This is a genomic window from Sphingopyxis granuli NBRC 100800, from assembly GCF_001591045.1.
GTDB classification, from domain to species: Bacteria; Pseudomonadota; Alphaproteobacteria; order Sphingomonadales; family Sphingomonadaceae; genus Sphingopyxis; species Sphingopyxis granuli.
Map to the genome: position 1 here is coordinate 1 of NZ_BCUA01000027.1, position 21,393 is coordinate 21,393.

Here is a 21,393-nt window from a genome sequence, read left to right on the forward strand (position 1 = left end):
GGCTTTCGCCGGGGAACAGTTCCTGACTTGTCTGAAGGGTATATATCCCGATCAAGTCCGGCGTGACGAAGAAAGCAAAACCTCGCTCCTGCTTTCAAACTGAGTCACCACCCCGCATTCCTCACGCTTTACAAATGCGTGACCGGCACTAGGCATGGACCCTTCGGGAGATGGACGTCGGCGCAGGGGGGCGAGTTCGGCGGTGGATCAGGCGGCCGCATGGATCGAATGGCTGGTGCAGGGCATCCGCCACGAACTGATGCTCTTCGCGGCAGTCGGCATCCTCGTCATGGGCCTCGACGATCTGCTGTTCGACGGCCTGTGGTTCGGGGTCCGGCGCAGCATCGCCCGTCGCGCGGCGAGCCGTCCCGCCGGGCCGCGATTGCGCGGCGTCTTCGCGGTTTTCGTGCCCGCGTGGGACGAGGCCGATGTCCTGCCCCACACGTTGATCCACGCGCTTCGCGCCTGGGATGGCGAGGCGGTCCGCCTCTATGTCGGCTGCTATCCCAACGATGCCGCCACGCTGTTCGCCGCCTCGCCGTTCGCGGCGCGCGACCCGCGGGTGCGGCTGGTCATCGGCGACGCCGACGGTCCGACGACCAAGGGGGATAATCTCAATCGGCTGTGGGATGCGCTTTGCGAGGATGAGCGGCGCGAGGGGCTGCGCTTCGCCGCCGTCGTCCTCCACGATGCGGAGGATCGCGTCCACCCGGCCGAGATCGCGCTCTATCGCGACTGGCTGCCCGATCATGCGATGATCCAGATTCCCGTCGTGCCGACGAAAGGCGCGGACGCGACGTGGGTCAGCGGCCATTATGGCGACGAGTTCGCCGAGGCGCACGGCAAGGAACTGGGCGTCCGCTCGCATCTGGGACTGCCGCTTCCCGCGGCGGGCGTCGGTTGCGCCTTCGCCCGCGACGCGCTTTCGCTGCTCGCGCTCCACCGCGGCGGCGCGCCGTTTCGCGCCGACAGCCTGACCGAGGATTATGAGGTCGGCATGCTCATCGGCCATTACGGGCTGTCCGCCGCCTTCGTCGAGGCGTGGCGCGCGCCGGGCGATCCGGTGGTCTCGCGCGGGGCGTTCCCGGTGACATTGGAGGCGGCGGCGCGGCAGAAGGCGCGCTGGGTCGCGGGCATTTCGCTCGCCGGTTGGGATCATCTCGGCTGGCCGCCGCTGGCCGGCGGAAACGGCGGCCGGCGGCGCGCGTGGCTGGCGCGCTGGATGCTGTGGCGCGATCGCCGGGCCCCGCTCGCGGCGCTGATCCTGCTTGCTGCCTATGCCGGCATGGTCGTGACGGGGATTGTATGGGCCGGCGAGGCGCTGCTCGGCTGGACACCGCCGCCGATCGGCGACGGCTTTCGCCTGCTGCTGGCGGTCGATGCCGCGCTGCTGCTCTGGCGGCTCGGGATGCGGGGGCATTTTGCCGCGCGCTGGTACGGGATGCGCGAGGCAATGCTGTCGATCCCGCGCGCCTTTGTCGCGAATATCGTCGCCATGCTCGCCGCGCGCCGAGCGGTCCTGCTTTACGGCCGGATGCTGCGATCGCGCGAGGTGGTCTGGGACAAGACGCGGCATAGCGAAGCGCCGCTGCCCTCCCAACCCGATCCGCTGGCCGATCCGCTGGCGATGCCGGTGCGGATCGCATGATGATGCTCTCGCCCGGTCCGCGTTCGCGGCGCGACGCTTCGGCGCTGCGCTTCCTGGCGCTGTGCGTCGGGGGCTGGATCGCGCTGCGGACGATGATGCTGTGGAATCCGGCCTGGCTGCTGTCCGATCCGGGCGCGGATCGCTGGCGGCCGCCGGCGCCCTTCGTCGCGCCGCAATGGCGCGATACCGCGCTCGCCACTCCGCATCGAAGCGATGTGACGCCGATGCCTGCGCCGCCGCGGCGCGCCGCCGCCGTGCCCGTCGCCGAGCCGCGTTTCGCATCGGTCGCCGAGCCCGCCCCGATGGTCGGCCAACCGACTGCCGTCAGCGGCCGGGGCGGCGGCGAGCCGGGTTTTGCGGGATGGGGGACCAACCGCCATGCAATTCGCCTCGCGCTGATCGCGCGGACGCTGCCCGCGCCGGTCGGCGGAGAGGCGCGCTCGGCGCTGCGCGGATCGCTGCCATGGCCCTCCGGGGCGGCGGCGCGGCACGCCGATCCGGGGCGCGGTGCGCCCTTCTGGATGCAGCGCGACCTGTCGGGCCTGTCGTTCGGCGGCTGGGTCTATCTGCGCGAAGCGTCGAGCGCGGTGCCGGGCGGAATCGCGGCGGCCGGCGGGCTCGGCGGCAGTCAGGCGGGCGCGCGGCTGGCCTACGGCCTCGGCGCGACGGGACGGACGCGCGTCTATGGCCGCGCGATCGTCGCGCTCGAACGGACGCGGCAGCGCGAGCTGGCGTTCGGTGTCGTTCATGCGCCGGTGACGGGCTGGCCGATCGATCTCGCCGTCGAGCAGCGCGTCGCCATCGGCCGCGAAGGCCGGACCGCGCTCGCCGCTTTCGTCAGCGGCGGGATCGGCGACGTGCCGCTGGCGAAAGGCTTCCGCCTCGAAGCCTATGGCCAGGCCGGGGTCGTCGGGGCGCAGCGACGCGACGCCTTTGCCGACGGTGCGGTGGCGATCGATCGCGGCTTCGGCGCGGACGGCGCCGGCCGGTTGCGGATCGGCGCGCTCGCGGCGGCCGCGGTCCAGCCCGGCGCGGGTCGGGTCGATGTCGGGCCGCGGCTGACGCTGCGCCTGCCCCGCGTCGGCGAGGGCAGCCGGTTGGCGCTCGACTGGCGCCAGCGCATCGCGGGCGAAGCGCGCCCCGAAAGCGGACTGGCGCTGACGCTGGCGACCGATTTCTGAAATTCTCCGCATTCGCCGCACAGCCGATTCCCCGGCTCCGAAAAATGGTCTAGGGTGCCGGAATCGGCCCCGTTCGGGGCTCGGCCATCGTTCAGGGTTCCATGGATCTTTATCTTCCCGTCGCCAATCTGTCGGTCAACGCGCTGGTGATCGTCCTGCTCGGCGGCGGCGTCGGCCTGCTGTCGGGGATGTTCGGCGTCGGCGGCGGTTTCCTGACCACGCCGCTGCTGATCTTCTATGGCATTCCGCCGACGGTTGCGGTGGCCTCGGCCGCGACGCAGGTGACGGGGGCCAGCGTGTCGGGGGTGATGGCCTATCTCGATCGCGATGCGGTCGATCTGCGCATGGGGTCGGTGCTCGTCGCCGGGGGGCTGCTCGGCTCGCTGATCGGCGCCGGGCTGTTCGAACTGCTCGCGGCGCTCGGGCAGATCGATACGGCGATCTCGATCCTCTATGTCGGCCTGCTCGGCACCGTCGGTGCGCTGATGGGGCGCGAGGCGTGGGGAACGCTGCGCTCGATGCAGGCGGGCCTGCCGCCGCCGGCGCGCAAGCGGCGCCATCATCCGATGGTCGCCAACCTGCCGATGCGCTGGCGCTTCTATCGCTCGGGTCTCTATATCTCGCCGCTCGCGCCGCTGCTGCTCGGCATGGCGGTCGGCATCCTCACCATGCTGCTGGGGGTCGGCGGCGGCTTCATCCTCGTCCCCGCGATGCTCTATCTGCTCGGCATGGGGACACAGGTCGTCGTCGGCACCTCGCTGTTCCAGATTCTGTTCGTGACGATCGCCACGACGATGGTCCATGCGATGACCACCGGCGCGGTCGACATCGTGCTCGCCGGGCTGCTGCTGCTCGGCAGCGTCACCGGCGCGCAGGTCGGCGCGCGCTTCGCGCAAAAGGCGCGGCCCGAATATCTGCGCCTCGCGCTCGCGGTCATCGTGCTGCTCGTCGCGGTCCAGATGGCGGTCGGCCTGTTCATCCGTCCCGACGAAATCTACACGGTGCAATGAGGCGGCTTGCCGCCTTTCTGCTCTGGCTGGCGCTGGCGGCAGGGCTGGGCGGCGCTGCGCACGCCGCCGACCCGCGCCTTGTTCCCGACGTGTCGAGCCGCGCGATCGAGATTCAGTACAGCTTCACCGGCGAGGAACTGCTGCTGTTCGGCGCGATCCTCTATCCGGGGCAGCGCCTGCCCGACGACCGCGCCGACATCGTCGTCGTGCTGAAAGGGCCGGTGCGCCCGATCGTGCTGCGCGAGAAGCGGCGCGTCGCCGGCATGTGGGTCAATGCGAACAGCATCCGCCTGCGCACCTCGCCGGGTTTCTACGCGATCGGCTCGTCGCGCCCGATCGAGCAACTGGTCGACGAGCGCACCGCGGCGATCTTCGAACTCGGGCTCAGCAACCTGTCGATGTCGCCGACCGGCTTTTCGGAATCGCGCAAGCTCGAACGCTTCGAGAACGGTCTGATCGACCTCTACACGCGCCAGGGTCTCTTCTACCAGAACCCCCGGGCGGTCGAGATCACCGAGGGCGTGCTCTACCGCGCGCGCATCCCGCTGCCCGCGCGCGTGCCCGTCGGCACCTATCGCGCCGAGACCTATCTGATCAGCAAGGGTCGGGTGCTCGCGGTCGCCTCGCGCGACGTGCAGATCCGCAAGGCGGGCTTCGAGCGATTCGTCGCGCTCGCGGCGCAGCGGCACGGTTTTCTCTATGGATTGAGCGCGGTGCTGTTGTCGCTCGTGCTCGGCTACGGCGCCTCGGCGCTCTTCCGGCGCCGCTGACGGCGGTGCGCGCGGCATAAGCGCTTTCTTTACGATCCGATGCGATAATCGCCCACGGGACAGACCAGAGCAGGCGGGGCGATTGATGGATATGCAGGGCAGCGGCTTTCCGGCCGCGGATTCGACGGCGGTGCAACACGTCCGGCTGGCCGGCGGCGGCACCGTGGCGGCCTCCGCCGCTGCGCCCGCGCCCGTCGCGGCGCCGCATCGCGACGACCTGCTGATCGGCGAGGTCATCGACATCGCGGGTTCGGCCTCACGCATCCTCCTCGACGCCACGACCCTCGCAAAACTCGCCAATTCCCCCGACCCCGCCCTCGCGATGGCAGGGCAGGTCGGCGCGCAGGTCAAGGTTCGCGTCGGCAATGTGTGGCTGCTCGCCAGCATCCGCGACCAGCAGCTTCATGACAGCGGGCAGGGCCTGATCGTCGCGTCGATCGACTTCCTCGGCGAGGGCGACGAGGAGAAGATCACCGGCCGCATCCATAATTTCCGCCGCGGCGTGACGCGCTATCCGATCCCCGGCAGCCAGGTTTATGCCGCGACCAACGCCGACCTGAAGCAGATATACGCCGCCGACGAGCGCGCGCATGTCGAGATCGGCACCGTCTATCCGACGCGCGACATCCGCGGTTCGCTCTATGTCGACGCGATGCTCGGCAAGCATTTCGCGCTGCTCGGGTCGACCGGCACCGGCAAGTCGACCAGCGCCGCGCTGATCCTCCACCGCATCTGCGAACTCGCGCCGCAGGGTCATATCGTAATGGTCGACCCGCACGGCGAATATTCGGCGGCTTTCAAGGGCACCGGCGCGCTGTTCGATGTCGACAACCTTGCCATGCCCTATTGGCTGATGAACTTCGAGGAGCATTGCGAGGTCTTCGTCACCAGCGAGGGCCGCGACCGGCAGGGCGATTGCGACGTGCTCGCCAAATGCCTGCTTCAGGCGCGGATGAAGAACCGCCTGGCAGAAGGCATGACGAAGATCACCGTCGATTCGCCGATCCCCTACCTGCTGTCCGACCTGCTCAGCATCCTGACCAACGAGATGGGCAAGCTCGACAAGGCGACATCATCGGCGCCCTTCATGCGGATCAAGGGCAAGATCGAGGAGATGCGCGCCGATCCGCGCTATAATTTCATGTTCTCGGGCATGCTCGTCGCCGACACGATGGCGAACTTCATCGGCAAGATATTCCGGCTGCCGTCGGACGGGCGGCCGATCTCGATCATCGACGTGTCGGGGGTGCCCTCGGATATCACCGGCGTCGTCGTCGCGGTGCTCTCGCGCCTGACGTTCGACTATGCGATCTGGTCGCGTGGCGAACCGCAGCGCCCGATCCTGCTCGTCTGCGAAGAGGCGCACCGCTATATTCCGGCCAAGGACGTCGGCCAGGGGCAGGCGGTGCGCAAGATCCTCGAGCGGATCGCCAAGGAAGGCCGCAAATACGGCGTGTCGCTGGGCCTGATCACCCAGCGCCCGTCGGATCTGGCCGAGGGCGTGCTGTCGCAGTGCGGCACGATCATCTCGATGCGCCTCAACAACGAGCGCGACCAGCATTTCGTCAAGGCGGCGATGCCTGAAGGATCGCGCGGCTTCATCGATTCGATCCCGGCGCTGCGCAACCGCGAATGCATCGTCTGCGGCGAGGGTGTGTCGATCCCGATCCGCATCCATCTCGACACGCTCGAAGAGGACAAGCGACCGGCCTCGGGCGACCCGCTCTTCTCAAAGCTGTGGCGCGAAACCGGCGGCGAGGCCGAGATGGTCGAGCGCATCGTCAAGCGCTGGCGCAGCCAGGGGCGCTAAGGGTTCCGAATATCCTCCACGCTTGCGGGGAGGGGTTCACATGACTGCGCGGCGGCTGGGTTCAGCCCGCCGGCGGCTCCCATAACTCGATCGGGTTGCCCTCCGGGTCGTGCACCCGGGCGAAGCGGCCGACGGCCGGGTCGTCCCATTCGGCTTTGGTGACGATGGCCTCGCCCGCGGCGCGGAACGGCGCGAGCACGGCGTCGAGATCGTCGACGCGCATCTGGGTCGCGGGCGCGGAAGAACAGCCCGCCGATGCCTTTCACATGTCCCATGTCCAGCCTCCCTGCCGTGTCGGCCGGACGATACCTCCGCCGCTCTACCGAATCCACTCTCCGCTCTTGCGGAACTCCTCGCGGATCTGGCCCGACTGGTTGAGCCGCGGGTCGGTGTAGGCCGGGGGCGGTGCGCTTGGCGTCGGCGTCGCGGCGGCGGTGCCGGTCTGCGCCATCGCCTGCGGCATCGGGGCCGCGGCGCCGCCCGGCAGCGGCGCAGGCAGGATCGCGCCGTCGATCGGCGGCAGCCCCGCCGCCGCCCCGCCGCCGCGCAACGCGGCGAGCTGACCGGCAACGGGCAGATAGGGGCCGGGCACCGGCTCATGGCCCAGATAGGGCGCGCGAAAGGCGTCCGGCATCCCCCAGCGCCCGCGCCAGCGATGGAAGATATGCGCGCCGACGATGTTGGTCATAACCAGGCTCTTGCCCCAGCGCGGCCAGATGGCGGTGGTGTGATAGTGGGTGGCCAGCCCGACGCCCGGATAGACCGAGCCGCCGAGCGCGGCCGAGGCGATGCGGCTCGCGCGCAGCCATATCGCCTTGTCCGGCGCGCGCGCCATCGCGCCGTCGCAGGCGAAGGTGAACTGGCATACGCCGGGGCGCTGCGATCCTTGGAAGACGACGCCGCAGATCGTGTTGGGAAAGCTGGGGTGCCGGGCGCGGTTGAGCACGACCTGCGCGACGCCGCGCATCCCGTCGTCGCTTTCGGACGCCGCCTCATAATAGACGGCGGCGGTCAGGCAGTAATGCGCGCGCTCGCGGTCGAGCGCGGTGAGCCCCTTGAAGGCATAGCTTTTCGCGGGCGGCCCGACGAACGCCTCGTCGCGCAGCGTCGCCGGATCGACCGGCGGCTGCGCGGCGGCGTCGGCATAGCCGATGCTGCCGGGATCGGGCAGCGTCGGGTCGATCTTCAGCGCGTCGGCATAAATGCCGGCATTCATCACCGCCCAGCGCGTCGGGTCGTAGGGCTTGAAATCAAGCGGCACGGTGATGCGGTGCGGGCCGAAGCCGGGTGCGCGCGCCGCGCCGCTCGACAGCGCGAGCGCGAGGCTGGCAACGATCACCGCTGCGACCAGCGCTGCCCAGAAATTGCGCCCCGGCCCGGCGGGCCTTGCCGCCGCGGGGTCGAGCCAGGCCGACCGAGCCGTCAGGTGCAATTCGGGCTTCATGCGCGCGTCAATCATCCGATTCGGCTTCCGCCCGACCGATTCGTGCGGGACAATTCGATCCGCCTTATGCCGTGAGGTGCGAACAAAGTGTTGCGGCACGATCCGCATGTCCCGCAGCGGGACAGGCGCGGCGGATGGGGCGAAACGGCGCGATTGTCAAATCGGCGCGCCTCGGGGGTTATCGCGCTATCGCGCTATCGCGCTATCGCGCGGCCCCAACGGTTACGCCTCGATGGCGGCGTCGAACCATTCGCCGCGCGCCCGCACGGTCATGGGCAGCCCGAACAGGCCGGTCAGCGCCTCGCCGGTCAGCAACTCGGCCTTGGCGCCGTCGCGGTGGAGCCGGCCGCCGCGCAGCATCACGATGCGGTCGATCTCGGGCAATATCTCCTCGATATGATGGGTGATCAGCAGCAGCGTGGTGCCGCCGCGCGCGACGTCGCGCAGCATGGCGAGGAAATGGTGGCGCGATGCGGGGTCCAGCCCGGCGCAGGGCTCGTCGAGCAGCAGCGCGCGCGGCCGATGCGCGAGCGCGCGAGCGATCAGCACGCGCCGCGCCTCGCCCGTCGACAGGCTCGCCATGCTGCGCCCGATCAGATGGCTCGCCCCGACCTCTTCGAGCGCGGCGCGCGCGGCGTCGATCATCGCCTGCGTATAATGCTGGTGCGCCCACAGCCCGCGCGAGGCGAAGAAACCCGAGACGACGCAGTCGAGTGTTTCGAGCGGCGGGTCGGCGTCGAAATCGAGCTGCATCGCACCCGACACGATACCGAGCAGCTTCCGCAGGTCGAAGACGTTCCAGCTTTCCTGCCCGAAGATGCGGACCTGCGCGCCGTAATGCGGATAGAGCTGGCGCGCGATCAGCTTGACCAGCGTCGACTTGCCCGACCCGTTGGCGCCGAGGATCGCGGCATTCTCGCCCGCGCCGATGGTCAGCGCGGGCAGGTCGAGGATGCACGTCTCGTCGGCGATGACGCGGACATCGGCAAGGTCGAGCAGGGGCGGGTCGATGGTCATCGCGCGCCCCACAGCATGGCGGGGCGCATCGGGGCAAGCAAAAATGCCGCCGCCGTCAATAGGCCAGCGCACAGCCGTCGGCGCGCATCTCGCTCGCGGCGGCATAGACGCGCGTGTCGCCGTCCATGCGATGCTCGACGCATTGATAGCGACCGAACCCGCCGTCGGGCTCGCCGATCGTCCAGCCGATCTCCGCCAGCCGCGCGCGCGTCGCCGTGGGCACGCCACTTTCGAGGCGCAGCAGTCCGTTCGGTCCCAGCCCCTCGGCATCCTCGCCCATCGACTGCGACGATCCCTCATGGTGCCAGCGCGGCGAATCGCCCGCCGCCTGGATTTCGAGCCCATAGTCGACGCGGTTGACGACGATCTGCGTCTGCCCCTGCGGCTGCATGTCGCCGCCCATCACGCCGAAGCTCATCCACGGCGTGTCGCCGTGCGCGGCGAAACCGGGGATGATCGTCTGGAAGGGCCGCTTGCCGGGGGCATAGATGTTGGGATGCCCGTCCTGCAGAGTGAAGAGCTGGCCACGGTCCTGGAACATGAAGCCCAGCCCGTCGGCGACCAGCCCCGACCCCATGCCGCGGAAGTTAGACTGGATCATCGACACCATCATCCCGTCCTTGTCGGCGCAACTGAAATAGGTGGTGTCGCCGTGGCTCGGCGCCTGGCCGGGGCGGACCGGCGACAGAATGCGGTCGGGGCGGATCAGCTTCGCGCGCTCGGCGGCATAATCCTTCGACACCAGCCATTCGACCGGCACCTCGGCGAAATGCGGGTCGGCATAATATCGCGCGCGATCCTCATAGGCGAGGCGCTTCGCCTGGGCCTGGAGGTGGATCGACAGCGGCGACTGGAATCCGGCGCCCTTCAGGTCGAAATGTTCGAGGATGTTGAGCATCTGCAGCGTCGCGATCCCCTGCGTGTTGGCGCCGAGCGCATAGACGTCGGTGCCGCGATAGCTGGTGCGGTGCGGTTCGATCCATTCGGACCGGTGCGCCGCCAGATCCTCGCGGCGCAGCCAGCCGCCGATGCGCCGGAAATAGGCATCGATCGTGCGTGCGATCTTGCCCTCGTAGAAGACGTCGCGTCCGCCCTCGGCGATCAGGCGGAAGGTGCGCGCAAGGTCGGGGTTGCGGAATACCTGACCCGCCGCCGGCCCCTTGCCGTCGGCCATGCCATAGGTGCGCATCGCATTGTCGATCTCCTCGATCCCGCGTCCCGGCTGGCGGAAACCGGCCAGGCTGCGGCGGATGTACCAGGCGATCATGTCGGGCACCGGCGCCCCCGCCTCAGCGTGGGCGATCACCGGCTCGAACAGTTCCTTCCACGGCAGCTTTCCGTAGCGCTGGTGCATCGTCCACCAGGCGTCGACCGCGCCGGGCACCGAAACGCTGATCGCGCCATAGGCGGGCAGGGCGCCCTGCTTCGCCCGCGCGCGCACCGTCGCGAGGTCGAGCCCGCGCGGGCTCTTCCCCGAACCCGCGAGCCCGACGAGTTTGCGCTGCCCGGGGTCCCAGATCATCGCATAGGCATCGCCGCCGATGCCGTTCGCGGTCGGTTCGAGCAGGCCGAGGCAGGCGTTGATCGCGATCGCGGCATCGACCGCCGACCCGCCGCGCTTCAATATGTCGATCCCCGCCTGCGTCGCCAGCGGATGCGCGGTGCCGACCGCGCCGCTGAGACCATAGGCGGCGGTGCGTGAAGCGAAGCTCGCCCCGACCGGCCGGTCGCCGCCGCCGACATCCGGGCGCACGAAGCGGTCCGCGCCCGCGTCCCACGCGGGCGGCAGCGGCGGCGCATCCTTCTTCGCGGGCTGGGCGGTGCCTGCCGTGGGCAGGAAGGCCACCGCGGGGGCGGCGGCGAGAAGCGTGCGACGGCGCATGGACAATCCCCTCGAAAAAAAAGGCTTTGTTGCGCCGTCGGTGGGTGATGGCAAGGTGCGAATGTCCGCCCGGCGGATCGCTCAGCCCTGCGTTGGCCGTATCTCGATCGTCAGATGCGCGATTTCGTGCACCGGACGGACGCGCGCGTGGACGGTGTCGCGATCGATCCCTTCCGCGCTGATGATCGCGCCGTGCGCCGCGGGACCGAGCCGCCAGACGTGCAGGTCGATGATGCGCGCGTCGCCCGGACCTTCGACATGCCGGCGGATTTCCGCTTCCAGCGCCGGGTCGGTAGCGTCGAGCAGCACAGAGGCCGTGTCGCGCATCAGCGACCACGACCAGACGGCGATGACGATCGATCCGGCGATCCCGACCGCCGGGTCGAGCCACGCCCAGCCGAGATAGCGCCCACCGAGCAGCGCCACGATCGCGAGCACCGAGGTCAGGGCGTCGGCGAGCACGTGCAGATAGGCCGACCGCAGATTATTGTCGTGGTCGTGGGGCTCGCTTTCACCATGCGCATGCCCATCATGCGCGTGCTCGTCATGATGATGGTCATGGCCATGGCCGAGCAGCAGCGCGCTGATGATGTTCACCGCCAGGCCGATCGCGGCGACCACGGCTGCCTCGACGAAGGCCACCGGGCGCGGGTCGACCAGCCGCGTCAGCGATTCCCACGCGATGCCGATCGCGACGATCCCGAGCACGAGCGCTGAGGCGAAACCTGCGAGGTCGCCGACCTTGCCGGTGCCGAAGCTGTAGCGGCCGCTCGTCGCATGGCGCTTCGCATAGGCGTAGGCGAGCGCCGCGATGCCCAGCGCGCCGGCATGGGTCGCCATGTGAAAGCCATCGGCGAGCAGCGCCATCGAATCGAAGGCGAGCCCCGCGGCGATCTCCGCCACCATCATCGCCGCGGTCAGCAGCACGACCCACAGGGTGCGGCGGGCATTTTCGTCGTGCCGCGCGCCCAGATAGACATGATTGTGCGTGAGCGTGTCGATTTCGCTGTCGAGCGACATGCGGCGCGCTCCCTATCGGGCGTAGCGGCGGATCGCCGCGAGCAGTTCTTCGCCGCCCTGCGCGCGCTCGGCATCGGAAAGGCCGGGCGCGACGACGTGCGATTGCAGATGGTCCGCGATCAGTTCGTCCATCAGTCCCGCCACCGCGCCGCGCACGCCGGCAACCTGGTGCAGGATCGCTGCACAGCCCGCCTCGTTCGCTATCGCTCGCTCGATCGCGGCCACCTGTCCGGCGATGCGCCGGGTGCGCGCGAGAAGCTGATCCCTGTTTGCGGCCATATGCCCCATAGGATAGGAGGCTATCCTATGGGGGTAGATGTGGCAAGTGGGAACGGCGTCCCTTTTCATTCCCCCTTGCCGACTCTTCGCAACGCGCCTATATGCAGCGCACTTCTTGACATGGTTAGCCAGTTGGGACGTCGGGGCCGCGGGCCGCGGCGGCTTTTCCCGCATGGGTTTTCCGGTCGTCCGGTTTGGGATCATCAGTTGGTCGATTTCGACGCCCTCAACGCGATCATCGCGCCCGAAGCCGAGGCGATGGGCCTCGCGCTGGTGCGCGTCGCCTTCTTCGGGGGCGATAGCGACCCGACGCTGCAGGTGATGGCCGAGCGGCCCGACACGCGCCAGCTCACCATTGATGACTGCGCTGACCTGTCGCGCCGCATTTCCGACCGGCTCGACGCGCTGGAAGAAGCGGGGAAGGACCCGATCGACGGCGCCTATCGGCTCGAGGTCTCGTCGCCCGGCATCGACCGGCCGCTGACGCGACCCGCCGACTTCGCCGACTGGGCGGGGCACGAAGCGAAGATCGCGCTCAAGGAAAAGCGCGACGGGCGCCAGCGCTTCAACGGTACGCTGATCGGCATCGACGGCGATGTCGTGACGATAGTGGACAAGGAAGAGATCGAGCATCGCCTGCCGTTCGACGCGATCGACACGGCGAAGCTGGTACTCACCGACAGATTGATTGCCGCAACCGTTCCGCTCTCGACCGAGGGCGCCGACGAAATGGAAGAAGAAGGACAGGACTGATGGCCACTGCCATTTCCGCCAATAAGGCCGAACTGCTTGCGATCGCCAACAGCGTCGCCAGCGAGAAGATGATTGACAAGGGGATCGTCATCGAGGCGATCGAGGAAGCGATCCAGCGTGCTGCGCGCGCCCGCTACGGCGCCGAGAACGACATTCGTGCCAAGCTCGACCCGCAGACCGGCGATCTTCGTCTGTGGCGCGTCGTCGAGGTGGTCGAGACGGTCGACGACTATTTCAAGCAGGTCGACCTTGCCGCCGCGCAGAAGCTTCAGAAGGATGCGAAGATCGGCGACTTCATCGTCGATCCGCTGCCCGCGGTCGACCTTGGCCGCATCGACGCGCAGTCGGCGAAGCAGGTCATCTTCCAGAAGGTGCGCGAAGCCGACCGCGAGCGCCAGTATGAAGAGTTCAAGGACCGCGCGGGCGAGATCATCACCGGCGTCGTCAAGTCGGTCGAGTTCGGCCACATCGTCGTCAACCTCGGTCGCGCCGAGGGCGTGATCCGCCGCGACCAGCAGATCCCGCGCGAACTGATGCGCGTCGGCGACCGCGTCCGCGCGCTGATCCTGTCGGTGCGCCGCGAGAACCGCGGGCCGCAGATTTTCCTGTCCCGCGCGCACCCCGACTTCATGAAGAAGCTGTTCGCGCAGGAAGTCCCCGAAATCTACGACGGCATCATCGAGATCAAGGCAGCGGCGCGCGATCCGGGCAGCCGCGCCAAGATCGGCGTCATCAGCTACGACGGCAGCATCGACCCTGTCGGCGCCTGTGTCGGCATGAAGGGCAGCCGCGTCCAGGCGGTGGTGCAGGAGATGCAGGGCGAGAAGATCGACATCATTCCCTGGTCGGAGGACACCGCGACCTTCGTCGTCAATGCGCTCCAGCCCGCGACGGTGCAGCGCGTCGTGATCGACGAGGACGACGGCCGTATCGAGGTCGTCGTTCCCGACGACCAGCTTTCGCTCGCCATCGGGCGGCGCGGCCAGAACGTCCGTCTCGCGAGCCAGCTCACCGCCAAGCAGATCGACATCATGACCGAGGCCGACGCGAGCGAGAAGCGCCAGCGCGAGTTCATCGAGCGCTCGACGATGTTCCAGGAAGAACTCGACGTCGACGAGACGCTCGCGCAGCTCCTCGTTGCCGAGGGCTTCGGAGAACTCGAAGAGGTCGCCTATGTTCCGCTCGAGGAACTGGCGGGCATCGAGGGTTTCGACGAGGAACTGGCCGAGGAATTGCAGAGCCGCGCGACCGAGGCGCTCGAACGCCGCGAGGAGGCCGCGCGCGCCGAACGCCGCGAACTCGGCGTCGAGGATGCGCTGGCCGAGATTCCGCACCTGACCGAGGCGATGCTCGTCACGCTCGGCAAGGCGGGGATCAAGACGCTCGACGACCTCGCCGACCTCGCGACCGACGAACTGATCGCGAAGAAGCGCAGCGACAACCGGCGCGGCCCGTCGCGCGAGCGCGCCGAGCGCGCAGAGGATCGCGGCGGCGTTCTCGGCGAATACGGCCTGTCGGAAGAGCAGGGCAACGAGATCATCATGGCGGCGCGCGCGCACTGGTTCGACGACGAGCCGGCGCCTGAGGCGGAAGTCGCGTCGCAAGCCGGGGAGGCCGCCGATGCGGACCCCGCGCAATGATCAGCTAGGCCGAACCGACCGCGCGGGCAGGCGCGGCGACCATGCGCCCGAGCGGCGCTGTGTGGTGACCGGCGCGGTGGCGCCGGCTGAAGGGCTCGTGCGCCTTGCGCTCGGGCCCGACGGCGTCATCGCGCCCGACGTGCTGGGCAAGGCACCGGGACGCGGCGCGTGGATCGGCGTGCCACGCGCCGAGCTCGAAACCGCGCAGGCGAAGGGCAAGCTCCGGGGCGGGCTCGCGCGGGCGCTGCATGCGAAGGATTTCACGATCCCCGACGATCTCGGTGCGCGGATCGAGGCGCAGCTTCGCCGCGCGGCGCTCGACCGGTTGGGGCTCGAAGCGCGCGCGGGCACGCTGATCCTCGGCAGCGAGCGTATCGAGGAAGCGGCGCGGCGCGGGCAGGTGCGCCTGCTGCTCCACGCCCGCGATGCCGGCGAGGACGGGCGCCGCAAACTGGCGCAGGCATGGCGCGTCGGCACCGACGACGAAGGCTCGGGCCGGCAGGGTATGGTCTTGCCGGTGGACCGGGACGCCCTATCTATGGCATTGGGGCGCGACAATGCGGTGCATCTGGCGTTGACCGACGCCCGCGCCGCGGACCGGGTGCTGGCGCATTTGAGCCGCTGGCAGTTTTTCACCGGATGGTTTAGGGACGCGGCGAACCGCGGCCCGGATGCGGATTCCCGCGATGCGGGGGCTGGGGCGGCGTCGACGGATTCTGCCGTTTCGGACGCCTTTTGAAGGAATATGACGTTTCGATGAGTGACGAACAGGACAAGCCGACTCTGACCCGCAAGCCGCTTGGGCTCAAGCGGACGGTCGAGGCCGGACAGGTGCAGCAGCAGTTCAGCCACGGCCGCCGCAACACGGTGGTGGTCGAGGTGAAGCGCCGCCGCGTGATCGGTCGTCCGGGCGAAGCCGCTCCGGCGCCCGAGGTCGAAGAGGCGAAGGCCGCTCCGGCTCCCGCGCCCAAGCCCGCCGCGCCCGCCCCGGCGCCCAAGCCCGCCGCGTCGAAGGTCGACAGCCTGATGACGCGCCAGGAGCGCCAGGCGCAGCTGCTGCGCGAGGCCGAAGAGGCGCGCCTCGCGGCGCTCGAGGACGCGCGTCACCGCGAAGAAGCTGCGCGCGCCCGCGCGATCGAGGAGGAAAAGGCCCGCGTCGAGGCGCGCGAGGAAAAGGCGAAGGCCGCCGAAGCCGTGGAGACCGCCGAACCGGCGCCGGCGCCGGCCGAGGAGGCGCCAGCGGCGCCCGCGCCCGCTGCGAAGGCGGAGGAAGCCCCCCGCGCCGCGCCCGCGAGCGCTCCAGCGCCGCGCCGCTTCACGCCGGTCGAGACCAAGCGTCCGGAGCCGAAGCGCCCCGAGCCTAAGACCGAGCGTCGCGGCGACCACCGCCGCCAGTCGGGCAAGCTGACCGTCACCCGCGCGCTCAACGACGACGAGGGCGCGCGCGCGCGCAGCCTCGCGGCGCTCAAGCGCGCCCGCGAGAAGGAAAAGCGCGCGCACATGAGGCCGTCCTCCGGGCCGCGCGAGAAGCAGGTCCGCGAAGTCGTCGTGCCCGATACGATCACGGTGCAGGAACTTGCCAACCGCATGGCCGAAAAGGGTGCCGACCTCGTCAAGGCGCTGTTCAAGATGGGCATGATGGTCACGGTCAACCAGACGATCGACCAGGACACCGCCGAACTGCTCGTCACCGAGTTCGGGCACGAGATCAAGCGCGTCAGCGAGGCCGATGTCGACATCCGCACCGAAGAGGATGTCGATTCGCCCGAGCAGATGAAGGCGCGCGCACCGGTGGTGACGATCATGGGCCACGTCGATCACGGCAAGACGAGCCTGCTCGACGCGCTGCGCGGCGCGAACGTGCAGGCGGGCGAGGCCGGCGGCATCACCCAGCATATCGGCGCCTATCAGGTGAAGACCCCCGACGGGTCGATGGTCACCTTCCTCGACACGCCGGGCCACGAGGCCTTTACCGAGATGCGCGCGCGCGGAGCGAACATCACCGACATCGTCATCCTGGTGGTTGCCGCCGACGACGGGCTCAAGCCGCAGTCGATCGAGGCGATCAACCATGCGAAGGCGGCCGGAGTGCCGATCATCGTCGCGATCAACAAGATCGACAAGGACGGCGCCAATCCCCAGCGCGTGCGCGAGCGCCTGCTCGAGCATGAGCTGGTGGTCGAGGAAATGGGCGGCGACGTCCAGAACGTCGAGGTGTCGGCCCTCAAGAAGATCAATCTCGACAAGCTGCTCGACGCGATCGCGCTGCAGGCCGAGATCATGGAGCTGAAGGCGAACCCCGACCGCGCTGCAGAGGGCACGGTGGTTGAGGCGAAGCTCGACAAGGGGCGCGGCCCGGTCGCGACGGTGCTCGTTCGCCGCGGCACGCTCAAGGTCGGCGACGTGTTCGTCTGCGGCGCCGAAAGCGGCCGCGTCCGCGCGCTGGTCGACGATCATGGCAAGCAGATCAAGCAGGCCGGCCCGTCGATGCCGGTCGAGGTCCTCGGCCTCGGCGGCGTCCCGATGGCGGGCGACACGCTGACCGTGGTCGAGAATGAGGCACGCGCTCGCGAGGTCGCCGCCTATCGCCAGGAACAGGCGCTCCGCAAGCGGACCGCGCAGGCGCCGGTCAGCCTTGAAGGCATGTTCTCGGCGCTCGCCGACAAGGCCAAGGTCATCGAATATCCGGTGGTCATCAAGGCCGACGTGCAGGGCAGCGTCGAGGCGATCGTCAACGCGCTCAACAAGCTGTCGACCGACGAGATTCGCGTCCGGGTGCTCCATTCGGGTGCCGGCGCGATCACCGAAAGCGACGTGACGCTCGCCGCCTCGACCGGCGCGCCGATCATCGGCTTCAACGTCCGTCCGAACGCCAAGGCGCGCGAGATCGCGAACCGCGAGAAGGTGCGCTTCCTCTACTATGACGTCATCTATCACCTGACCGAGGAAGTCGCGAAGGAGATGGCGGGCGAGCTGGGTCCCGAACGCGTCGAGACCGTCGTCGGCCGCGCCGAGGTCAAGGAAGTCTTCCCGGCCGGCAAGCGCGACAAGGCGGCGGGCCTGCTGGTGCTCGAAGGCAGCATCCGCAAGGGGCTCCACGCGCGTCTCACCCGCGAAGACGTCATCGTCTCGGCGACGACGATCGCCTCGCTGCGCCGGTTCAAGGACGACGTCGCCGAAGTGCGCGCCGGCCTGGAGTGCGGCGTGGTGCTGGCCGACACTAACGACATCAAGCCGGGCGATCACCTCGAAGTCTTCGAGGTCGAGGAACGCGAACGGACGCTGTAAGGGGACCGACCCATGGCTGAGAGTTTTTTCAGCCGGTTTCCGGCGCCGCCCTGCGCGCAGCTTCTCGGTTGGGAACTGATCGCGGACTATCCGGGCGAGGGGCGGATCGAGATCGCCTTTCACCCGACCGCGCAGATGCTCAACCCGCGCGGGACGGTGCAGGGCGGCTTCGTCGCGGCGATGCTCGACGACACGATGGGACCGGCGCTGGTCAGCATGACCGGCGGCACCGAGGTTCCGGCGTCGATCGACCTCAATGTCAGCTTCCTCAAGCCGGTGATGCCCGGCCGGGTCATCGGCAAGGGGCGCGTCGTCGGTCGCGGCCGATCGGTCGCTTTTCTGGAAGCCGAACTCTTCGACGAGAAGGGCGAGCTTCTGGCCCGCGCGACGTCGAGCGCGCGCATCATGGAATTTGATCGAAATGCGTCATAGCGAAGCCCCGTCCGGTTCTTCGGTCCGCGTGCTGCGCGTCGGCGAGCAGGTGCGGCATGTGCTCAGCGAAATCCTTCAGCGCGGCGACGTGCACGACGATTTGCTCGCGAGCCATCCGGTGAGCATCACCGAAGTGCGCATGTCGCCCGACCTGCGCCATGCCACGGTGTTCGTGAAGCCGCTGCTCGGCCGCGACGAAGAGGCGGTGCTGCGGGCGCTGCGCACCAACACCGCCTATCTCCAGCGCGAGGTCGCGCACCGCATCCGCATGAAATATGCCGCGAAGCTGAAATTCCTGCCCGACGAAAGCTTCGACGAGGCGAGCCACATCGACAAGCTGCTGCGCGACCCGAAGGTGGCGCGCGATCTGGGCGAGTCCGAGGCCGAATAACCACCGCCGTCTCCGCGAAGGTTGGGGGCGAAGGCTATTTCTTCCCCTTCCGGATTCCTGCCGCTTCCTCCAGTTCAACCAGCGCCTCTTCCAGATAGTCGATCATCCGCTGCGCGTGCGGGACGCTGCGGCGGCAGGCGGTGATGCCGAAGTCGATATTCCTGAAATTCGACACCTGGGTGATGTTCATCGCCATGCCGTCGACCGGGATGCTCGCGGGATACATGCCGTCGAGCCGCGCGCCGTTCCAGTACATCTGCTCGCGCGGCCCCGGCACGTTGGAGATGGTCGCGGAGTAGGCGGGGAATTTGTCGGCTGTGCGCGTCAGCGCGGTCAGCATCATCGGAAAGCTGGTGATCGCGGTATAGAGCTGGATCTGCGCCGCGGTCATCGCGCGAAGCTGGGCCTTCGCCGAATTCATCGATTCCTGAATCGCCGCCATCCGCGCCGCGGGGTCGTCGATGTGCGTCGCCAGATTGGCGGTGACCGAGGCGACCGAATTGCCCGAATCGATGTCGTCCTTGGGGCGGATCGACACCGGCGCCATCGCTTTCAGCGGTTTGTCAGGAAGCTCGTTCAGCGACTGGAGATATTTGCGCATCGCCCCCGCGCACATGCCGAGCACCGCGTCGTTGATCGTTCCGTCATAGGCCTTGCCCAGCGCGCGCACCCGGTCGAGCGACCAGCTCTGCGCGACGAAGCGCCGCGCACCGGTGATGTTACGGTTGAAGCTGGTGCGCGGGACGCCGGCGAAAGGCGTGGCGAGGCCGTCGCCGCCGATGCCGAACATCGCGGCGACATATTGGTTGAGCGCTTTGGTCACCCCGACGCTGTTGCCCCATTGTTCCTTCAGGAAATCGCCGATCGCGGTGACGTCGGTCAGGCTGGGCCGCGGCGGCTTCTTCGGCATCGGGAATTTGCGCTTATAGGCTTCATAGGCCTCGACCGACAGCGGCGACGCGGTGCGCCGCTCGTTCGGGTCGGGAGTCAGCATCGAATTGTAGAAATGGATGCTCGCCGCGCCGTCCATCAGCGCGTGGTGGATTTTCTTGAAGGTCGCGATCTGCCGGTTCGGCAGGCCCGAGATCAGCGTCATCTCCCACAGGGGGCGGGTGCGGTCGAGCAGCCCCGAATGGAGGCGCGAAGCGAGCTCGAACATCTCGCGATAGCGCCCCGGCCTGGGCAGCGCCGCGGCGCGGACGTGATAGTGCATGTCGATGTCGCGGTCGGGTTCGAGCCGGATCGGGCCATATTGGCCGAGCGGCGTCAGCTTCAGCACCTCGCTGAACGGCCGCCGGAGGCCCTCCGGCTGTCGCAGCAGCGCGAGCTGCTCGTTCAGCCAATCGGTCTCGTCGACGTCATCGGGCAATGTATAGAGGTTGATGCCGCCGATATGCATCGGCATCTCGCGACTTTCCCCCACCAGGAACATCGCATCGCTGATCGGCATCAGACGCATAGGCAGCTCTCTCCCCAACATGCTGCATCTTTTGTGCGCAGCATGACAGGCGATGGCGGCGAGTCAAGCCGCGGACGCGGCAGCGCAAAAGGCGATTTCGATCGTCACCGACCCGCGCCGTTCCAGATGATGCGGAACACGCGGGGGGATCAGCATGGTGTCGCCGGATTTCAGCAGGCGATGGCCCCCGGCTTCGTCGTCCCAATGGAAACGGATCGATCCGGCGATGACCGACAGCAAACCCCAGGCCCCTTCCTTGAGCGTATGGCGGCTGAGCAAACCGATGGGAATGGTATCGGCCCCGAACGGCCCGATGGTGCGATACGCGCGGGCGCCGGAGGGACGCGGCGGCCCGCGCTCCGCGATCGGCGCCACGATCAGAAACCGGCCGAGGCGCGAGCGAGGAAGACGACGATGCCGAGGAAGGCGAAGCCCGCCGGAACCGCGAGGATCTGCGCGGCGACGGTGCGCGTGTCCATCGGCCCCGTCCAGGTTTCGAGCAGGCCGCCGGTGCGGTCGAGCGGCGAGTCGTGCTCGCGTCCCTTCTGCTTGTGGAGGAGGCCAGCAGTGCCGAAGAACATCAGCATGTAGAGCAGCGAGATGACGAGCATCATCACCGTTGCGGTGTCGCGCCCCGTCGCCGCGGCAACGGCGATAAAGAAGATCGCGTAGAAGGCGAACATCGAATGCCATATCCAGCGCGGAAGCTGGAAGCCGGCCTGGACCCCGCTCGTCTCGTGCGGGTCGTTGGCGATGTAGGGCGGCTGCGATGCCGCAGGCAGGTCAGAGGACGGATGAGACATGGGGCAGTTCCACTTTCTTGGCGAGCGGGTCTTCTCGGTCGCGATGGACCCAGATGCCGGTGAGCAGGCTCTCGGCGATCATCCGCGCCTTGCCGCCGATGTGGCGGGCCGCTTCGGGGGTCGGCGCGATCGCGTGCAGCGTCCGGTAGAAGAGCGCGAGCCACTGCTGGAAATGCTCCTGTGCGATCGTCGGGATCGCGAGATGCTTCATCATCGGGTTGCCGGTGAAATTGCCGGCGCTGAGCAGGACCGACTGCCAGAAGCGGTTCATCTGGCCGAGATGCGCGGGCCAGTCGGAAATCTGCGCGTCGAAGATCGGGCCCAGCACCGCATCCTCGCGCACCGAGGCATAGAAGCGATCGACCAGATCGGCGATGAAGGGTTCATCGATTCCCATCGCAAGCGCCTCGGCGCGCCGTTCCTCGCGCGCCGCGATCGCATGCGGGTGGGCCTGCACCGTTCTCGTTGCCATGGCTCGTTCGAAATCCTGAGGTTCGATCTAATTGAGTATTTGAAATACCTGTTTAGCGACCTTGAGCGGAAAAGCAATATTCAATATACCTAAT

The 21,393-nt window shown here is 68.4% G+C and carries 20 protein-coding genes and 1 pseudogene; 11 read left to right on the forward strand and 10 right to left on the reverse strand.

Annotated elements, in window-relative coordinates; all coding sequences use genetic code 11:
* The first annotated feature begins 202 nt into the window (after nt 1-202).
* The 5 genes from SGR02S_RS08415 (at nt 203) to SGR02S_RS08435 (ending at nt 6,419) form a co-directional block, all read left to right on the forward strand.
* Nucleotides 203-1,648 carry a glycosyl transferase family protein gene (locus SGR02S_RS08415; protein ID WP_082797040.1) on the forward strand — a complete coding sequence of 482 codons (1,446 nt, stop codon included), beginning with the start codon at nt 203-205 and terminating at the stop codon, nt 1,646-1,648.
* Nucleotides 1,645-2,829, forward strand: a complete 1,185-nt coding sequence (locus SGR02S_RS08420) for a hypothetical protein (protein WP_156483014.1) — start codon at nt 1,645-1,647, stop codon at nt 2,827-2,829. The genes SGR02S_RS08415 and SGR02S_RS08420 overlap by 4 nt, the downstream gene beginning before the upstream one ends.
* Nucleotides 2,830-2,930: 101 nt before the next feature.
* Nucleotides 2,931-3,839 (forward strand): sulfite exporter TauE/SafE family protein, encoded by a 909-nt coding sequence (locus tag SGR02S_RS08425; RefSeq protein ID WP_067107977.1) that lies wholly within the window; start codon nt 2,931-2,933, stop codon nt 3,837-3,839.
* Nucleotides 3,836-4,609 (forward strand): TIGR02186 family protein, encoded by a 774-nt coding sequence (locus tag SGR02S_RS08430; protein WP_067107980.1) that lies wholly within the window; start codon nt 3,836-3,838, stop codon nt 4,607-4,609. The genes SGR02S_RS08425 and SGR02S_RS08430 overlap by 4 nt, the downstream gene beginning before the upstream one ends.
* An 85-nt stretch (nt 4,610-4,694) precedes the next feature.
* Nucleotides 4,695-6,419 carry an ATP-binding protein gene (locus SGR02S_RS08435; protein ID WP_104959811.1) on the forward strand — a complete coding sequence of 575 codons (1,725 nt, stop codon included), beginning with the start codon at nt 4,695-4,697 and terminating at the stop codon, nt 6,417-6,419.
* 61 nt (nt 6,420-6,480) lie between these two features.
* On the opposite strand, the pseudogene SGR02S_RS08440 reads toward SGR02S_RS08435, so the two are convergent.
* From SGR02S_RS08440 to SGR02S_RS08465, 6 genes and pseudogenes are all read right to left on the reverse strand, one after another.
* Nucleotides 6,481-6,642: pseudogene (locus SGR02S_RS08440) on the reverse strand (VOC family protein); the annotation flags it as partial.
* A gap of 96 nt (nt 6,643-6,738) precedes the next feature.
* Nucleotides 6,739-7,863 (reverse strand): cell wall hydrolase, encoded by a 1,125-nt coding sequence (locus tag SGR02S_RS08445; protein WP_067108096.1) that lies wholly within the window; start codon nt 7,861-7,863, stop codon nt 6,739-6,741.
* Between the two features lie 222 nt (nt 7,864-8,085).
* Nucleotides 8,086-8,880: an ABC transporter ATP-binding protein gene (locus tag SGR02S_RS08450; protein ID WP_067108099.1), complete on the reverse strand. Its 795-nt coding sequence runs from the start codon at nt 8,878-8,880 to the stop codon at nt 8,086-8,088.
* 55 nt (nt 8,881-8,935) lie between these two features.
* The gene (locus SGR02S_RS08455; protein WP_067107982.1) at nt 8,936-10,762 is read right to left on the reverse strand and encodes a gamma-glutamyltransferase family protein; all 1,827 of its coding nucleotides are present in this window, start codon (nt 10,760-10,762) and stop codon (nt 8,936-8,938) included.
* Between the two features lie 81 nt (nt 10,763-10,843).
* Nucleotides 10,844-11,782: a CDF family Co(II)/Ni(II) efflux transporter DmeF gene (dmeF, locus tag SGR02S_RS08460; RefSeq protein WP_067107985.1), complete on the reverse strand. Its 939-nt coding sequence runs from the start codon at nt 11,780-11,782 to the stop codon at nt 10,844-10,846.
* Between the two features lie 12 nt (nt 11,783-11,794).
* Nucleotides 11,795-12,070 (reverse strand): metal/formaldehyde-sensitive transcriptional repressor, encoded by a 276-nt coding sequence (locus SGR02S_RS08465; RefSeq protein ID WP_067107987.1) that lies wholly within the window; start codon nt 12,068-12,070, stop codon nt 11,795-11,797.
* A gap of 198 nt (nt 12,071-12,268) precedes the next feature.
* Here SGR02S_RS08465 and rimP point away from each other — a divergent pair, with 198 nt between their 5' ends.
* The 6 genes from rimP to rbfA are packed head-to-tail and all read left to right on the forward strand — an operon-like array spanning nt 12,269 to nt 18,565.
* On the forward strand, nt 12,269-12,814 hold the full coding sequence (gene rimP / locus SGR02S_RS08470) for a ribosome maturation protein RimP (protein WP_067107991.1): 546 nt from the start codon (nt 12,269-12,271) through the stop codon (nt 12,812-12,814).
* Nucleotides 12,814-14,454 (forward strand): transcription termination factor NusA, encoded by a 1,641-nt coding sequence (gene nusA / locus SGR02S_RS08475; protein WP_067107994.1) that lies wholly within the window; start codon nt 12,814-12,816, stop codon nt 14,452-14,454. The genes rimP and nusA overlap by 1 nt, the downstream gene beginning before the upstream one ends.
* The gene (locus SGR02S_RS08480; protein WP_067107997.1) at nt 14,435-15,193 is read left to right on the forward strand and encodes a DUF448 domain-containing protein; all 759 of its coding nucleotides are present in this window, start codon (nt 14,435-14,437) and stop codon (nt 15,191-15,193) included. The genes nusA and SGR02S_RS08480 overlap by 20 nt, the downstream gene beginning before the upstream one ends.
* Nucleotides 15,194-15,210: 17 nt before the next feature.
* The gene (infB, locus tag SGR02S_RS08485; RefSeq protein WP_067107999.1) at nt 15,211-17,742 is read left to right on the forward strand and encodes a translation initiation factor IF-2; all 2,532 of its coding nucleotides are present in this window, start codon (nt 15,211-15,213) and stop codon (nt 17,740-17,742) included.
* A 12-nt stretch (nt 17,743-17,754) separates the two neighbouring features.
* On the forward strand, nt 17,755-18,174 hold the full coding sequence (locus tag SGR02S_RS08490) for a PaaI family thioesterase (protein ID WP_067108002.1): 420 nt from the start codon (nt 17,755-17,757) through the stop codon (nt 18,172-18,174).
* Nucleotides 18,164-18,565: a 30S ribosome-binding factor RbfA gene (rbfA, locus tag SGR02S_RS08495; RefSeq protein ID WP_067108006.1), complete on the forward strand. Its 402-nt coding sequence runs from the start codon at nt 18,164-18,166 to the stop codon at nt 18,563-18,565. The genes SGR02S_RS08490 and rbfA overlap by 11 nt, the downstream gene beginning before the upstream one ends.
* 34 nt (nt 18,566-18,599) lie before the next feature.
* On the opposite strand, the gene SGR02S_RS08500 is transcribed toward rbfA, so the two are convergent.
* The 4 genes from SGR02S_RS08500 to SGR02S_RS08515 all read right to left on the reverse strand — a co-directional run bounded on the left by SGR02S_RS08500 (nt 18,600) and on the right by SGR02S_RS08515 (nt 21,299).
* Nucleotides 18,600-20,024 (reverse strand): WS/DGAT/MGAT family O-acyltransferase, encoded by a 1,425-nt coding sequence (locus tag SGR02S_RS08500; protein WP_067108009.1) that lies wholly within the window; start codon nt 20,022-20,024, stop codon nt 18,600-18,602.
* Nucleotides 20,025-20,087: 63 nt separating this feature from the next.
* On the reverse strand, nt 20,088-20,399 hold the full coding sequence (locus SGR02S_RS20240) for a TehB-like domain-containing protein (protein WP_067108012.1): 312 nt from the start codon (nt 20,397-20,399) through the stop codon (nt 20,088-20,090).
* Nucleotides 20,400-20,401: 2 nt separating this feature from the next.
* Complete coding sequence (locus SGR02S_RS20245; protein ID WP_067108015.1) at nt 20,402-20,827, reverse strand: hypothetical protein; 426 nt, start codon at nt 20,825-20,827, stop codon at nt 20,402-20,404.
* On the reverse strand, nt 20,808-21,299 hold the full coding sequence (locus tag SGR02S_RS08515; RefSeq protein ID WP_067108018.1) for a group III truncated hemoglobin: 492 nt from the start codon (nt 21,297-21,299) through the stop codon (nt 20,808-20,810). The genes SGR02S_RS20245 and SGR02S_RS08515 overlap by 20 nt, the downstream gene beginning before the upstream one ends.
* Nucleotides 21,300-21,393: the final 94 nt, after the last annotated feature.

Excerpts from the sequence above, each read along its gene's own strand:
- SGR02S_RS08420 (WP_156483014.1), top strand. The coding sequence starts at position 1,645 with ATGATGATGCTCTCGCCCGGTCCGCGTTCGCGGCGCGACGCTTCGGCG.
- SGR02S_RS08425 (WP_067107977.1), top strand. The coding sequence starts at position 2,931 with ATGGATCTTTATCTTCCCGTCGCCAATCTGTCGGTCAACGCGCTGGTG.
- SGR02S_RS08430 (WP_067107980.1), top strand. The coding sequence starts at position 3,836 with ATGAGGCGGCTTGCCGCCTTTCTGCTCTGGCTGGCGCTGGCGGCAGGG.
- SGR02S_RS08435 (WP_104959811.1), top strand. The coding sequence starts at position 4,695 with ATGGATATGCAGGGCAGCGGCTTTCCGGCCGCGGATTCGACGGCGGTG.
- SGR02S_RS08445 (WP_067108096.1), bottom strand. The coding sequence starts at position 7,863 with ATGAAGCCCGAATTGCACCTGACGGCTCGGTCGGCCTGGCTCGACCCC.
- SGR02S_RS08450 (WP_067108099.1), bottom strand. The coding sequence starts at position 8,880 with ATGACCATCGACCCGCCCCTGCTCGACCTTGCCGATGTCCGCGTCATC.
- SGR02S_RS08455 (WP_067107982.1), bottom strand. The coding sequence starts at position 10,762 with ATGCGCCGTCGCACGCTTCTCGCCGCCGCCCCCGCGGTGGCCTTCCTG.
- dmeF (WP_067107985.1), bottom strand. The coding sequence starts at position 11,782 with ATGTCGCTCGACAGCGAAATCGACACGCTCACGCACAATCATGTCTAT.
- SGR02S_RS08465 (WP_067107987.1), bottom strand. The coding sequence starts at position 12,070 with ATGGGGCATATGGCCGCAAACAGGGATCAGCTTCTCGCGCGCACCCGG.
- nusA (WP_067107994.1), top strand. The coding sequence starts at position 12,814 with ATGGCCACTGCCATTTCCGCCAATAAGGCCGAACTGCTTGCGATCGCC.
- SGR02S_RS08480 (WP_067107997.1), top strand. The coding sequence starts at position 14,435 with ATGCGGACCCCGCGCAATGATCAGCTAGGCCGAACCGACCGCGCGGGC.
- infB (WP_067107999.1), top strand. The coding sequence starts at position 15,211 with ATGAGTGACGAACAGGACAAGCCGACTCTGACCCGCAAGCCGCTTGGG.
- SGR02S_RS08490 (WP_067108002.1), top strand. The coding sequence starts at position 17,755 with ATGGCTGAGAGTTTTTTCAGCCGGTTTCCGGCGCCGCCCTGCGCGCAG.
- rbfA (WP_067108006.1), top strand. The coding sequence starts at position 18,164 with ATGCGTCATAGCGAAGCCCCGTCCGGTTCTTCGGTCCGCGTGCTGCGC.
- SGR02S_RS08500 (WP_067108009.1), bottom strand. The coding sequence starts at position 20,024 with ATGCGTCTGATGCCGATCAGCGATGCGATGTTCCTGGTGGGGGAAAGT.
- SGR02S_RS20245 (WP_067108015.1), bottom strand. The coding sequence starts at position 20,827 with ATGTCTCATCCGTCCTCTGACCTGCCTGCGGCATCGCAGCCGCCCTAC.
- SGR02S_RS08515 (WP_067108018.1), bottom strand. The coding sequence starts at position 21,299 with ATGGCAACGAGAACGGTGCAGGCCCACCCGCATGCGATCGCGGCGCGC.